General features: G+C 43.6%; 12 protein-coding genes. 9 read left to right on the forward strand and 3 right to left on the reverse strand.

Annotation, left to right across the window (positions count from 1 at the left end):
- The first annotated feature begins 213 nt into the window (after nt 1-213).
- The 9 genes from rpmB (at nt 214) to SIO70_RS17700 (ending at nt 10040) form a co-directional block, all read left to right on the forward strand.
- Nucleotides 214-450, forward strand: coding sequence for a 50S ribosomal protein L28 (rpmB, locus tag SIO70_RS17660; RefSeq protein ID WP_072357217.1), 237 nt, complete (start codon nt 214-216; stop codon nt 448-450).
- Nucleotides 451-481: 31 nt separating this feature from the next.
- Nucleotides 482-664, forward strand: a complete 183-nt coding sequence (gene rpmG, locus SIO70_RS17665) for a 50S ribosomal protein L33 (RefSeq protein ID WP_012790733.1) — start codon at nt 482-484, stop codon at nt 662-664.
- 103 nt (nt 665-767) lie between these two features.
- Complete coding sequence (locus SIO70_RS17670; protein WP_072357218.1) at nt 768-938, forward strand: DUF4295 family protein; 171 nt, start codon at nt 768-770, stop codon at nt 936-938.
- Nucleotides 939-1435: 497 nt separating this feature from the next.
- The gene (ftsY, locus tag SIO70_RS17675; protein ID WP_320572795.1) at nt 1436-2392 is read left to right on the forward strand and encodes a signal recognition particle-docking protein FtsY; all 957 of its coding nucleotides are present in this window, start codon (nt 1436-1438) and stop codon (nt 2390-2392) included.
- Nucleotides 2393-2695: 303 nt separating this feature from the next.
- Entirely contained in the window at nt 2696-4003 is a 1308-nt protein-coding gene (rimO, locus tag SIO70_RS17680) for a 30S ribosomal protein S12 methylthiotransferase RimO (protein ID WP_320572797.1), read from the forward strand.
- Nucleotides 4004-4132: 129 nt separating this feature from the next.
- Complete coding sequence (locus tag SIO70_RS17685; RefSeq protein ID WP_320572801.1) at nt 4133-5884, forward strand: DEAD/DEAH box helicase; 1752 nt, start codon at nt 4133-4135, stop codon at nt 5882-5884.
- A 177-nt stretch (nt 5885-6061) separates the two neighbouring features.
- Entirely contained in the window at nt 6062-7996 is a 1935-nt protein-coding gene (gene glgB, locus SIO70_RS17690; RefSeq protein WP_320572803.1) for a 1,4-alpha-glucan branching protein GlgB, read from the forward strand.
- A 317-nt stretch (nt 7997-8313) separates the two neighbouring features.
- Nucleotides 8314-9240: a DUF4382 domain-containing protein gene (locus tag SIO70_RS17695; RefSeq protein ID WP_320572805.1), complete on the forward strand. Its 927-nt coding sequence runs from the start codon at nt 8314-8316 to the stop codon at nt 9238-9240.
- Between the two features lie 206 nt (nt 9241-9446).
- Nucleotides 9447-10040 (forward strand): hypothetical protein, encoded by a 594-nt coding sequence (locus SIO70_RS17700; RefSeq protein ID WP_320572810.1) that lies wholly within the window; start codon nt 9447-9449, stop codon nt 10038-10040.
- A gap of 45 nt (nt 10041-10085) precedes the next feature.
- On the opposite strand, the gene SIO70_RS17705 is transcribed toward SIO70_RS17700, so the two are convergent.
- From SIO70_RS17705 to SIO70_RS17715, 3 genes are all read right to left on the reverse strand, one after another.
- Entirely contained in the window at nt 10086-10736 is a 651-nt protein-coding gene (locus SIO70_RS17705) for a phosphatase PAP2 family protein (RefSeq protein WP_320572812.1), read from the reverse strand.
- A 160-nt stretch (nt 10737-10896) separates the two neighbouring features.
- Nucleotides 10897-11307, reverse strand: a complete 411-nt coding sequence (locus tag SIO70_RS17710; RefSeq protein ID WP_320572814.1) for a KGG domain-containing protein — start codon at nt 11305-11307, stop codon at nt 10897-10899.
- Between the two features lie 512 nt (nt 11308-11819).
- Entirely contained in the window at nt 11820-14213 is a 2394-nt protein-coding gene (locus SIO70_RS17715) for a glycoside hydrolase family 31 protein (RefSeq protein WP_320572817.1), read from the reverse strand.
- Between the last annotated feature and the right edge of the window lie 208 nt (nt 14214-14421).

Raw genomic sequence — 14421 nt, forward strand, 5'->3', positions numbered from 1 at the left:
TATTAAAGTACTGCCGGAAGGTGGTCATTTAATCAGGTTTCTAAGGTGTGGATAATTAATATTTATTTGCGCAATGCGTTTGTAAATGATTGATGACCACCGCTTTAATGTTGAAAAACATTACAATAAATACTTTTATTCATTAATCACGGGATGTGATAGTTTGCAAATTCAAAATAATTTGCGACTTTTGCAGTCCAAAATTTTTCTATCATGGCAAGAGTATGTCAGGTGACAGGAAAGAAGCCTATTACGGGTCACCATGTTTCCTTCTCTAACATTAAGACTAAGAGAAGATTTCTGCCTAACCTGCAGAAAAAACGTTTTTTCCTGGCGGAAGAGGATCGCTGGATATCTTTGAAAGTTTCTGCTGATGCGTTAAGAACCATCAACAAAAACGGTTTGTATGCAGTAGTTAAAGAATTGCGTGCAGCTGGACAAACAATCTAATCGTAAGCATTCAACTTAATTTGTATACAAAATGGCAAAAAAAGGTAACAGGGTGCAAGTAATACTGGAGTGCACAGAACACAAAACTTCTGGTCAGCCAGGTACTTCCCGCTACATCAGCACCAAGAATAAAAAGAACACTCCTGAGCGTCTGGAGTTGAAAAAGTACAATCCTATTTTAAGGAAAGTAACTGTACACAAAGAAATCAAATAATTGATCGTTAATGTTGGTAGTTAATCGTTTATCCTATTGATGCGATTGGCAATTGACTGGATAGATTTTTGACAATTCACTTAACTTTTAAGTAAAAAATATTATGGCAAAAGCAGCTTCCAAGAACTCGAAAGTAAAAGATGCTAAAGCAGCCGCTGAATCCAAGGTTTGGACTAAGGTAATCAAGGCGGTACGTTCTCCGAAAACTGGTGCATATACCTTTAAAGAGGCTATCGTGCACAAGGACAAGGTTCAGGAGTACATGGCTAAGTAATTCGGCTTTACTAAACTATATTTAAAGCTGTCTCGTTAAAAAACGGGACAGCTTTTTTGATTTATATAATAGGACCGGTCTGTACATGTATATGGAGCATTAGTGAGTTTTCAGGAAATTATAGGTCTGTTCCATCCGGGATTTTGTGCAGAAAGAAGGTCTCCTCATTCGGAACAGGATAGAAAAGGAGGTCTCCTCATTCAGAACAGGATAGAAAGGAGGTCTCCTCATTCGGAACAGGATAGAAAAGGAGGTCTCTCATTCAGAACAGGATAGAAAGAAGGTCTCCTCATTCAGAACAGGATAGAAAGAAGGTCTTTCATTCGGAACAGGATATTAACCCGGAAGGAATCAGCGCTGAATGGCACACCCAAACGACCGCTTCCAACGGTTATAATACTATTTTATTACCCAGCTCCACATTTTTCTGTAAATTGGCGCTGTAATTATATTTCATCCACATTTGTTCAGTCCGTCGCGGTAAAAAACAGACAGCTATGAGTTTTTTCAATAAGCTTTTTTCAAGAGAAAAGAAGGAAAGCCTGGATCAGGGATTACAAAAGACAAAAGAAAGTTTCTTAAACAAGCTTGGTCGTGCCATCGCCGGAAAATCTTCCGTTGATACCGAAGTCCTCGATAACCTCGAGGAAGCCCTCGTATCTGCAGATGTAGGCGTGGATACCACTGTACAGATCATAGATAGGATCGAAAAAAGAGTATCTAAAGATAAATACCTGGGTACCGGAGAACTGAACAAGATCCTGCAGGAGGAGATCGCCAACCTCCTTGTCGATGCACCTGACAGCGGTTTCCGTGACTTCGATACCCCTACCGGCAAAAAGCCTTATGTGATCATGGTCGTAGGCGTAAATGGTGTTGGCAAAACTACTACCATCGGTAAACTCGCTTACAACTTCAAGAAAGCCGGCAAAAACGTCATGCTCGGTGCGGCAGATACCTTTCGCGCTGCAGCAGTAGACCAGCTTACAATCTGGAGCGAGCGCGTAGGCGTGCAGATCGTAAAGCAGGCCATGGGCTCCGATCCGGGAGCAGTCGCCTTCGATACCGTACAGAGCGGTGCTGCCAAAGATGTGGATGTGATCATCATCGATACAGCCGGCCGTTTGCACAACAAAGCCCACCTGATGGATGAGCTAAGCAAGATTAAACGTGTAATGAAGAAAGTACTGCCCGAAGCCCCCCACGAAGTATTGCTGGTACTGGATGGCTCTACCGGTCAGAACGCACTGGAACAGGCTAAGCATTTTACCGCTGCCACCGAAGTGACTGCCCTGGCTATCACCAAACTGGATGGTACCGCAAAGGGTGGTGTAGTACTTGCCATCGCAAACCAGTTTAAAATTCCTGTTAAATATATTGGTATCGGTGAAAAGATGGAAGATCTGCAAGTCTTTAATAAAGTAGAATTTGTAGATTCTCTGTTTAGCATTTAAACACTGATGCAGCATGGCACTAATGAAGGCCCTGTAAACAATTGCAGGGCTTTTTATATATCCATAAAAATTGCAATTTCTTACAATAGGTTCACTAAATAGACGTTTATACATAAATGAGAATTGACAATTCGTAATTAATTAATTACCTTTGCAGTTCTTTGAACAAATATAACCCCCACTAAGGCTCATAGTCACTAAACAGCAAGTCTCGCTGTTCTCTTCAGTTTCGTGTCTGGATGTCTTCGTGGCGGTAATCAGACAAGCCATCTGCTTGTTTGCCCGATAAAAAATTATTCGCGCTTGAAGACAAAAACTTTAAAGAAAGATAAGGTCAATATTATTACGCTTGGATGTTCCAAGAACATGGTAGATTCTGAGGTACTCAGCGGACAGTTGCTTGCCAATGAAATTGATGTGGTACACGAGAGTGCTAAAAAAGATCATAATATCGTAGTGGTGAACACCTGCGGTTTTATCGATAAAGCAAAAGAGGAATCCATCAATACCATCCTTGAACAGGTAGAACTGAAACAAGACGGTCGTCTCGACAAGGTCTATGTGACCGGTTGTCTCAGTGAACGCTATCGTGGGGATCTTGAATCAGAAATTCCGGGTGTGGATGCCTGGTTTGGTACCATGGAGCTGCCGCTCATCCTCAAGAAATTTGACGCTGATTATAAAGCAGAACTGCTCGGCGAAAGATTGTTGAGTACACCTACACATTATGCCTATCTGAAAATTGCAGAAGGTTGTAACCGCACCTGCTCATTCTGTGCGATTCCTTTAATGCGCGGCGGACACGTATCCAAGCCCATGGAAGCGATCATTACAGAAGCAGAGAAACTGGTGAACTCCGGTGTGAAAGAGATCATGCTCATTGCGCAGGAACTGACTTATTATGGTCTGGATCTGTATAAGCAGCGTAAACTGGCAGATTTATTGCGCGCTTTGGCAAACGTGAAAGGATTGGAGTGGATCCGCCTGCATTATGCTTACCCGCACAAATTTCCAATGGAAGTATTGGATGTAATGAAGGAGTTCCCGAACATCTGTAATTACATCGATATGCCGCTTCAACATGCTGCAGACAATATGCTGAAATCCATGAAACGCCAGATCACCCGGGTGGAAATGGAAGAATTGGTAACAGCTATCAGGGAAAAAGTTCCCGGCATTGCACTCCGTACTACACTTATCACCGGCTATCCCGGTGAAACGCTGGAAGATGTGGAAGAACTCAAAGCCTTTCTCGAAAAGATGCGTTTCGACAGGGTAGGGGTCTTTACCTACAGCCATGAAGAAGGTACCAGTGCTTATGACCTGGAAGATAATATCCCGGCAGAAGAAAAAGAACGCAGAGCACAGGAGATCATGGAAGTACAACAGGAAATCTCTCTCGAAAAAAATCAGGAGATGGTTGGAAAGATCTACCGCGTGATCGTCGACAAAAGAGAATCAGGCCGTTATCTGGCACGTACTGAATTCGATTCGGTAGAAGTAGATAATGAAGTAATTATAAACACAACCAGGCGCCTGAAACCCGGGGAATTTGTCAATGTAAGAATTACGAAAGCTTACGATTATGACCTGGAAGGTGAGCTTGTATAAGTGTACATCCAACGCAGGTATGAATGCGTAAGTTTTGTTCAGAGAAACAACAGGAAAAGTAACCCAGTGCATAGAATTCACTGGGATGATATACCAGGGCTCCCGACGGAGCCTGATCAAAGCAAATCAATGATAACATTTGAAACATTAGGCTTACAAGAGCCCCTTTTAAAAGGAATCCAGGACCTCGGATTCGTAGCGCCTACACCAATACAGGAAAAAGCTATTCCTGTTCTATTGGGCGGAGATAGAGACTTCGTAGGTTTAGCCCAGACGGGCACAGGTAAAACGGCAGCATTTGGCCTGCCTTTGTTACAGCAGATAGATATTAAACAGCGTCACCCTCAGGGGCTTATATTATGCCCTACCCGTGAACTGTGCCTGCAAATCACCAATGACCTGAAGAATTTCAGCAAGCACCTGGGAGATGTAAGCATCGTAGCGGTATATGGCGGTTCCAGCATTGTACAGCAATTGCGCGACCTGAAGAGAGGCGTACACATCGTGATAGCTACTCCTGGTCGTTTGCTGGATATTATTGACCGTAAAGCGGTTAATTTCACAAACGTACGTTATGTTGTACTGGATGAAGCAGATGAAATGCTGAACATGGGTTTCCAGGAAGACATCAACAGTATTCTTTCCAACACTCCTGAAGGAAAAACCACCTGGTTGTTCTCCGCTACTATGCCACAGGAAGTACGCCGTATCGCTCAGAAATACATGACCGATCCGTTCGAACTGACTGTAGGTAACAAGAACAGCGGTAACGTCAATATCGAGCACGAATACTACATCGTGCGTCCCCGTGAAAAATATGCGGCGCTGAAACGTATCGTGGATTTCAACCCTGAGATCTTCGGTATCATCTTCACCCGTACTAAAATAGAATCACAGGAAATCGCAGAATCACTGATCCGTGATGGTTACGACGCCGATGCGCTGCACGGTGACCTGACCCAGCAACAGCGTGATAAAGTGATGAAGCGCTTCCGCGAAAAATCACTGCAGGTACTGGTAGCAACTGACGTTGCTGCTCGTGGTATCGACGTTGACAACGTAACACACGTTATCAACTACGAACTGCCTGATGACGTAGAAAACTACACGCACCGTTCCGGTCGTACCGCACGTGCCGGTAAATCAGGTATCTCTATTGCTATCATCAGCAGCCGTGATATCGGTAAAATCCGTCAGATCGAACGCGTGATCGGTAAGAAATTTGTGAAAGCTGAAGTGCCAGATGGTTTTGCAGTATGTGAAAAACAACTGTTTGGCCTGGTGCATAAAGTTCACGCCGTAACTGTAAACGAAGAGCAGATTGAACCATACCTGGAACGTATATATGAAGAGTTCCAGAACATGAGCAAAGAAGAGATCATCAAACGTTTCGCTTCTCTTGAGTTCAATCAGTTCCTGGAATATTACCAGGATGCACCTGATCTGAACGTGAAGGAAGAAAGACGTACTTTCGAAGCTGGTGCTGAACGTGGTGCACGTGGTACTGGTAAGTTCACCCGCCTGTTCATCAACCTGGGTTCAGTAGATGACTTTACCCGTGGCGATATGCTGCGCTACCTGTGCGATACCAGTGGCGTACGTGGTAACAAGATCGGTCGTATTGATCTGAAAGGTGTTTACTCCTTCTTTGAAGTAGAAAACGATGTAGTAGATAAATTCCAAGAGACTTTCAAGAAGGCTGAGTACAATGGTCGCAGCGTGAGAATTGAAATGTCACAGGATGGTGATCGTCGCAGAAGCGGTGGCCCGGGTGGCGGAGGTCGCAGCCGTGAAGACGGTGGTGGCAGACGTCGTTGGGAAGGTAGCGGCAGCGGTAGTGGAGCAGCAGGTTCACGCCCAGGATTTAAGAAGAGATATTAATCGACTTAAATGAATATTAGAATCCCGTCTCGTTATAATACGAGATGGGATTTTTGTTTTTAGGAAGGAAGCCTTCGCCGGATTTTTATTGTGGCCGGATAGTTGATGATATGATCACGATTGGGCTTCCAAATTCAAAATTTGAACTATCTTGTATCCACAGTCCTTTCCCGGTTTATGACTAAAGAAAACACGCATCAATTACAGCCCGTAGAGCCCTTTTCTCTCTTTTCTGAACAAGACATTACATTGTTTCAGGAGGGCAAACACCCGCATCTTTATGAAAAATTTGGCTCCCATCAAACCACGTTTCAGGGGGTCAATGGTACGTATTTCGCCGTTTGGGCGCCAAATGCGACGTACTTGTCCGTGATAGGAGACTTCAATGACTGGGACCAGCATCGTCACCATTTGTACCCCAGATGGGACAAATCGGGGATTTGGGAAGGATTCATTCCGCAGGTAGAAGCAGGGGTATGCTACAAATATTTTATCCGTTCCAATTCAGGGGAGGAACTGCGCAAGGGGGATCCTTATGCTAACTACTGGGAACTGCGCCCCAAAACGGCTTCTATTACCTGGGAGCTGGATTACAAGTGGAACGACAGCAGCTGGATGAAGACAAGGGGGCAGCACAATAGTCTGCAGAGTCCATATTCAGTATACGAATTACATTTAGGTAGCTGGCAGCGGCCAGATCCGAATAATCACGAGGTATTTTACAATTACGGCGAAATAGCTGCAAAATTGATCCCATATGTAGAGGAAATGGGTTTTACCCATGTGGAACTGATGCCGGTAATGGAGCACCCTTTTGATGGTTCGTGGGGGTACCAGGGTACGGGGTATTATGCACCTACTTCCCGATATGGTACACCGCAGGAATTCATGGCGTTTATAGATGCGTTTCACCAGGCAGGTATCGGTGTGATACTGGATTGGGTACCTTCGCATTTTCCATATGATGAGCATGGGTTGTTCCGTTTTGATGGCAGTCATACGTATGAATATGCCGATATGCGGAAAGGGTTTCATCCGGACTGGAACAGTTACATCTTCAACTATGCGCGCAATGAAGTGCGGTCTTTCTTATTGAGCAATGCCATATTCTGGCTTGATAAATTTCATGCAGATGGGTTACGTGTGGATGCTGTTGCGTCGATGATCCATTTGAATTATTCACGCGAAGCAGGAGCATGGGAACCCAATGAGCATGGGGGAGAGGAGAACCTGGAAGCGATTTCTTTTCTGAAGAATATGAATGAGACCATCTATTCACTCTTTCCGGATGTGCAGACGATCGCTGAGGAGTCTACTTCTTTTTACGGGGTGTCAAGACCCGTGTTCATGGGTGGATTGGGATTTGGGATGAAATGGATGATGGGCTGGATGAATGATACACTGGCGTTTTTTAAACGGGATCCTTACTACAGGAAGTTTCATCAGGATCAGCTCACATTTAGTATCGCCTATGCATTTACGGAGAACTTTATGTTGCCATTAAGTCATGATGAAGTGGTGCATGGAAAATCGCCGATGTTGTATAAGATGCCGGGTGATGACTGGCAGAAATTTGCGAACCTGCGATTGATGTATAGTTATATGTTTACGCATCCGGGTACGAAGTTGTTGTTTATGGGTGATGAGTTTGGGCAAACATCGGAATGGAATTATAAATCACAGCTGGACTGGCATTTGATGGAACATTCGTCACATCAGGGTTTGAAAGGATTTGTAAAGGCATTGAATCATTTGTATAAGACAGAGCCGGCATTGTACATTAAGCAGTTTGAGTATTATGGATTTGAGTGGGTGAATGTGTCGGATTATGATAATAGTGTGCTGTCATATTTAAGAAAAGGCATGCAGGATTCGGATGATATATTAGTCGTATTAAATATGACGCCGATAGCGAGAGAGGATTATTTGCTGGGGATGAATGAAGGGGGCAGCTGGGAAGAAATATTGAATAGTGATGCGCCGGCGTTTTTTGGCAGTGGAGTCATTAATACCGCTGTGGTGAAAGCAACAGAGCAGTCGTATAATGGAAAAGATTATACACTGTTATTACGACTGCCGCCCCTGGGTGCTGCAATATTTAAAAAAGTATAGATGTTATTCGTATTGATAAAGTTAATAGTCCTTTCCTTTGGGAAGGACTTTTTTTTGGATCAATGTTTGCGACAAAATCCCTGAATTCCGCGATGAATCCCCAACAGGAAGAGTACTAAATTGCACACAGAATTAAAAACCACTCTTTGTAAAAAATTGAATGATAGTTTATTGTGAAGTGTATGTAAAATAATTATACTCTGTTAAACTTTTGTTTATTTTTTCGATCTAAAGAAAGCTTACTGATAGCAGTAATTATCATGCAAGTCTTTAGTAGGCTTTATCTTTATTATTAAACCAAAAAAACCATTCTTTTTATGAAGACCTATCTCCGCACTTCCGGATGGGGGCTAGCCACGTTAGTATTGTTGGCTGTAGTCGTATATTCCTGTAAAAAGGATAACTCCAGTTCATCCACAGGCCTCGGCGCAAACCAGCAAAGACTGAACATTTATCTGGCAGATGATCCAGGTAGCCGCTTTGACAATGTATTTCTGGACATCAAATCAATTCAGGTATTAGTAGACACCTGCGATGGTGCAAATGGCAAAGGGAAAGGCAATGACAATGGCGGTGACGACGACTGGGGTAATGATTACAACCGTTGTCACTGGGGAGAAGATAAAAACGACCGTGATGATTCCTGCAAAGTATGGGATTCTCTGGCAATTTCTCCAGGCGTGTACGATGTACTCACCCTGCGTAACGGCGCCGATACTTTACTTTCTGAAGGTGTAGTGCCTGTGGGTAAAGTAAGGAGAATCCAGATCAACCTGGGTGCGAACAGCTACGTCGTAAAAGATAGCGTACAGTATCCGCTGAAGGCTGCAAATGGCCAGGTAAAACTGATAGTGAATATCCGTCCTGAAGAATGGGAAGAATACCAGAGCGGTAACTACCGCCTGTGGCTGGACTTCGACGTAGATCGTTCTATCGTTCAAACTGGTAATGGTAAGTTTATACTGCGTCCTGTAATCCACGTATTCCTGGTATCAGAAACAGGTAGTATTTCTGGTAAAGTAACTCCTTATGAAGCTTATCCGGTACTGACTGTGTACAATGATACAGATACAGCTTATGCTTTACCATGGAAGAATGGTGAGTGGAAAATCAGAGGGCTGAACACAGGTACTTACAATGTGTATGTAAACGCATCAAATGGATATGCTGATACTACAATTACTGGTGTTAAGATTGAGACCGGTAAAAATACATCGGTAGATGCGATTAAACTGAGTAAGTAGTATAGAAAAAGGATATAAGGACTAAGACACACAATCATAAAATGGGAGGCTATATCGTTATTGATATAGCCTTTCTTTTTTGGGAGAATGGCAGCTTTCACCTTTGGCGAAAGTTGTAATTTTGTTGGTGGGCCTGCGGCGCTGAAAGGGTGGTGCGCAAAGAATAGATATATTAAAAATTACTAACTTGTGCAAAATACTTCTGAATGAGAAAACTCCTCGCATTTTCTGTACTACAACTGTTATGCTTTATTGTCTATTCGCAGGGCTTCACGATTAAACTAAACAAAAAAGACGACCAAAAACGTAAGCAGGGCGAATGGTCGGAAGAAGTTGCCGCCACCCGGGGCGAAGACGGCTACACCTGGGAAGGTTCCTATGTAGATGACCGTAAGGAAGGCCTCTGGAAAAAATACGCACCATCAGGTGCTATTATCGCAGAGGAAACTTTCAAACACAATGTACTGAATGGTCCGGCCCGTTATTTTTACCTGAATGGCTTAGTTAGTGCGGAAGGTAATTTTGTGGCTAAAGACGTGGATGACACGGTAGAAAGCTACAGAGTGATCGATCCTGTTACCCAGGAAGAAAAATTTGAAGAGATCAAAAGGAACGCGACATCACTGCGCGATGGCCTTTGGAAGATCTATGATGAAGATGGGAATATGGTGAAAGAATATTACAAAAGGGGAGAACCGGTAAGTGCGGAGGAACTGGACACTATTACTAATAAGGTACCGAAAAAACTCCCGGCGCAACCTTCTCAGTTACCACATCAGTCAGGGAATAAAAAGCACTAAAATTTCCAGTTCATCATACCTTACTGAGCAAAGGGACAAAAAGCACTAATCTTTCCTGCTTAGCGCACCTTCCCAACCAGGGTGCCGGAAGAAAGCACGATTATTAAACCAGGCAATCCAACAGGTCACTACTACTACTGCTTCAAACGAACCAGCTGTCACATCTTCAAAGAAATGCTGACTGAGGTATATTCTGGAATAAGCTACCAGTACTGCCAGCAGGAAGTAAATATACCCATACCACTTGCGGGGTCTAATGAAAGTCAAGACCACTGCTGTGGTGAATGCGCACACAGTATGTCCTGACGGAAAACTGAAATGATTCGAGAGCACTTCTACATCTGGTACATAGTAAATAGCATGAGGTGAATCGGTGAAATACAATTTTGGTCGTGGTGCGCCCACTATATATTTCAAAGGAAAATTTATCAAACTGGTCAGCAGGTAACTGCTGGCCAGTAATAAACTGTATCGGTATCTAACAAATAACAGGATCAATACGATTGAGCAAGCAGTAGTAGCCCCACCCATTTCTGTTACATATTTGAAAAACACATCTCCGGCAGGGAAGTGCAATCCATTAACGAAAAAGTATATTTCTTCTCTTGTGAAAATAATCTTGAGGGTAAGCGCGATGGTAAAGAGAACTGAATAAGGGATGAGGAAGAATTGTAATTGGCGGATGGCAGATTTCATAATAGGAATAAAAATAATCTGAAATTCCATTCCACGGAAAAAAAATCTTATTTGTAGAATTAATCCCCCACATAAAAAAAGGGATTACCGCAATGTGTGATCCACATTTCAGGCAATCCCTCTTTTGGGGAAAAACATCAAGAACTTTCAGGGCAAACCGTTACTCAGCGTTCTGTTGCTGTTGTGCTTTTTTTCTTTTATTGTGCGCTGCTTCTCCGCCTTTCTTACCTATTTCGGCCATATGCTGTCTGTTCCGGCTTACAGCTACACCGCCTTTACGGCCGGCTTCGCGTGCCTCAGCAGAATTAAACTCATGGGCTACCCCCTGCGCATGTGCAGCACGACCGCCTTTACTGGCTATCGCCCGCTGCATGGATGCATCCATTGAGGCAAAACCACGTTTATCTTTTCGGCTTGGAGTTTCTGATTTGGGTTTGTCTTCTGCTTCAGAATTGTGACCCTGGTGAGCATTACTTCCATGTTGATCATGTCCATGATTGTGCTCGTGCGAATGCTCCCTTTCGAGTTTTTCTTGTTCCTGGGTGAAGTGATTGTTTTGTTCTGCAGCCATAAGAAATGAATTTTGAAAGGTTTAATAATGGGTTCCGTTTAACATCAGATAATAAAACATATTCTCTGCCATAGAAGGCACAACTATTATGCCGCGTATTTATAACCCATTGTAATACAGTGTTACACATACTATTTCACCATATCTCACAGTGGAAACCGTGGAGTATGCTTAACAATATGTAGCAAATGTGCCCTTATTCTAAACAAATTGTTAATGAAAAGGTTGTGATAACAATCTAAAACTCATTCCATAACTTCTTATTAACTAAATAGGCTTCGTTCAATGTTGAATGCTTCGTTCATTTTGTTCATTTTGATATGAGTGTTTGTGTATACGTTATAACGTGTTAATTTTGATTAACTCTAAAGTTGGCATAGGTTATGAAAAGGCACTAAGATCTCAATCTACAGTGCCCTTTTTTTTTAGATCAAATGGGTTTAAAACTACAAATCCCAAATTCTTCATACATGAGAATTTGGGATTTGTAGTTTATATCAATGATGTTCCTGTTATCGTATCACAAGCGTCTCAAATTTACGTTCTGCTATTATCTTGAACACACCACCGGTAGCATTGGCAACAGAGAGTTTCACTGCCTTGCCATCTATGATATATTCCTTTGGTTTAAACGGTAGCCCATGTATATAAATGTGATGCTTTTTGTAGGCAGCATCGTAGTTACCAAAGAAACGTTTCCTCAACTCAAATTGCTGTTTGGTTGACACCTGTTTGAAACGAATGTTGTTGTACTGACCGTTCTTATAACCATAGTGATCGCCGGCATCTTCGTAGAGTACACTGCTGGTGACCTGATCGCTGTAATACACGTGCAGGATCATCTCTTCCGCATCGCGCTGTTCTACATACTGGATCTTGTTATAATGAGGAATTACGGCACCTGCTTTTACAAACAGTGGCATCTCTTCCAGCGGGGTTGCCACTTTCACAGATTGTTTACCATTGAAAAGCTGGTCATTAAAGTAGTAATACCATTGTCCTGCGGGCAGGTACACTTCTTTTTCCTTCATACCTTTTTCGCTCACATGACTAATGAGCAGGTTATCGCCCAGCATGAATTCATGTGTACGATCATGCGTTTCTTTATCGTGCTGATCTACGAAAGACAGCGGTCGCATCATCGGTGTCCCGTTTACACTATATTGCCAGAAGGTGGTGTACAGGTAGGGCAATAACTGGTAGCGCAGCTGAATAAACTTTTTCGCTACTACTTCATATTCCCCGCCAAAGCTCCATGGTTCCTGGTCAAAACCGGTTTCATTGCTGGCAGAGTGGGTACGCATCAACGGATGGAATACCGCTAATTGTACCCAGCGTACGTACAGTTCACCATCCGGCTCACCGATAAATCCACCGATATCGCTGCCGACAAATGAAATACCGGATACGGAAAGTCGCTGTGCCTGTATGGTAGCCAGCCACAGGTGATCCCAGCTGCTCACATTATCCCCAGTCCACAATGAGGTCCAGCGTTGTGCTCCGGCATAGCAGGAACGGCTTATTACAAACGGACGGTGTGGCATGAGGTATTTGCGCATACCTGCTTCCGTCGATTTACTCATGAGGTGACCGTAAATGTTGTGTGCCTTACGATGACTCACTGCCTCGCCGTCGTAGTCGTGGCGCACGTCTTCAGGGAAGGTGCCCATTTCAAAAACAGCGGGTTCGTTCATATCATTCCACACACCGCGTACGCCGGTGTCTACCAGTCCTTTGAACAGGCTGGCCCACCACTTTCTCACTTCAGGATTGGTATAGTCCGGGAATACGCATTTGCCGGGCCATACATCGCCTTCCATAAGTGCGCCATCGGCCCGCTTACAGAAATAGTCTTTTTGAATACCCTGCTGATAAATAGCATAGTCAGGATCTACCTTTATACCAGGATCGATGATGACTACTATCTTGAAGCCCATTGCAGACAAATCTTTGATCAGTCCTACCGGTTCAGGAAATCCTTCCTTGCTCCATGTAAAACAGCGGAAGCCTTCCATGTAATCGATGTCAAGATGGATCACATCACAAGGAATTTCGCGTTTACGGAATTCTGCGGCAATCTCTCTGACGCGTTTATCAGGATAGTAGCTCCAGCGACATTGCTGGTAGCCCAAAGCCCACATGGGCGGGAGGTCTGGCGTACCGGTAATCTTTGTATATCCTTCGGCTACCTGTAGTAATTCAGGACCGTAAATGAAGTAGTAATTCATTTCGCCACCCCTGGCCCAGAAGCTGGTTGTGTTTTCACGTTCCTTTCCAAAGTCGAAGATGGTACGGAAGGTATTGTCGAAGAAAATACCATAACCAATTCCCTGGTGCAGGCCGTAGTAAAACGGAATGTTCCTGTACAGCGGATCAGTGTCTTTCTGATAGCCATAGGCATCGGTTCCGAAGTTTTCTACGCGCTTGCCATGCATGTTCAGATCGGTGGGCTTATCGCCCATGCCATAGAAGCATTCGCCTTCCTGTATCTGCTTGCTACAGTATACGATCTTACCCCCTTTCTGCAGGTAATACTGCCAGTGGAAGCCCATTTCGTCCTGATTGACAATGCGGCCTTCCGAGTCGGTGATGGTGAGGCGCAGGTCATCGCGGTTGATGTAAATGCGCAGGATGTCTGTATAGAGTTCAAAGTTTTCTTCGAATTCCCTCAGTCCAAAGTTGACAGGTGTTTCTTCCAACCGGTCGCTTACCGCGTACGAGAAATCACGTTGAAACTTTCCATCAGCAGCATAGCGGAACCGGATGATCTTATCTGATATGATCCTTACTTCCAGGATGGTCTCCGACGTATAAAAATAGAAGTAGTTTCCTTCTTTTTTCCACTCTTTAATCGTATCCGGATAGTGCTTGACCGAATACTTACCAGATGAGGTCGTTACTTGCATAGTTCGCTTTTATTAATACCATTCTCTTTCCCTATCGATGCCTAAATTAGGCAAAAATATATTGTTATAACAGTGTTTCGATTATATATCATTCGGCGCTGATTATCCGCCGTTTACCTGTAAAAATAACACATTGGCGAAAATTTACATACAAGTAAAGCATTCCCGGATTATCTTTCCCTTCTGAATAATATACTTTTTGCTTTAA

The sequence above is a fragment of the Chitinophaga sancti genome (assembly GCF_034087045.1).
Lineage (GTDB): Bacteria > Bacteroidota > Bacteroidia > Chitinophagales > Chitinophagaceae > Chitinophaga > Chitinophaga sancti_B.

Coding starts and splice junctions, on each gene's coding strand:
- rpmB (WP_072357217.1), top strand. CDS start 214: ATGGCAAGAGTATGTCAGGTGACAGGAAAGAAGCCTATTACGGGTCAC.
- rpmG (WP_012790733.1), top strand. CDS start 482: ATGGCAAAAAAAGGTAACAGGGTGCAAGTAATACTGGAGTGCACAGAA.
- SIO70_RS17670 (WP_072357218.1), top strand. CDS start 768: ATGGCAAAAGCAGCTTCCAAGAACTCGAAAGTAAAAGATGCTAAAGCA.
- ftsY (WP_320572795.1), top strand. CDS start 1,436: ATGAGTTTTTTCAATAAGCTTTTTTCAAGAGAAAAGAAGGAAAGCCTG.
- SIO70_RS17685 (WP_320572801.1), top strand. CDS start 4,133: ATGATAACATTTGAAACATTAGGCTTACAAGAGCCCCTTTTAAAAGGA.
- glgB (WP_320572803.1), top strand. CDS start 6,062: ATGACTAAAGAAAACACGCATCAATTACAGCCCGTAGAGCCCTTTTCT.
- SIO70_RS17695 (WP_320572805.1), top strand. CDS start 8,314: ATGAAGACCTATCTCCGCACTTCCGGATGGGGGCTAGCCACGTTAGTA.
- SIO70_RS17700 (WP_320572810.1), top strand. CDS start 9,447: ATGAGAAAACTCCTCGCATTTTCTGTACTACAACTGTTATGCTTTATT.
- SIO70_RS17705 (WP_320572812.1), bottom strand. CDS start 10,736: ATGAAATCTGCCATCCGCCAATTACAATTCTTCCTCATCCCTTATTCA.
- SIO70_RS17710 (WP_320572814.1), bottom strand. CDS start 11,307: ATGGCTGCAGAACAAAACAATCACTTCACCCAGGAACAAGAAAAACTC.
- SIO70_RS17715 (WP_320572817.1), bottom strand. CDS start 14,213: ATGCAAGTAACGACCTCATCTGGTAAGTATTCGGTCAAGCACTATCCG.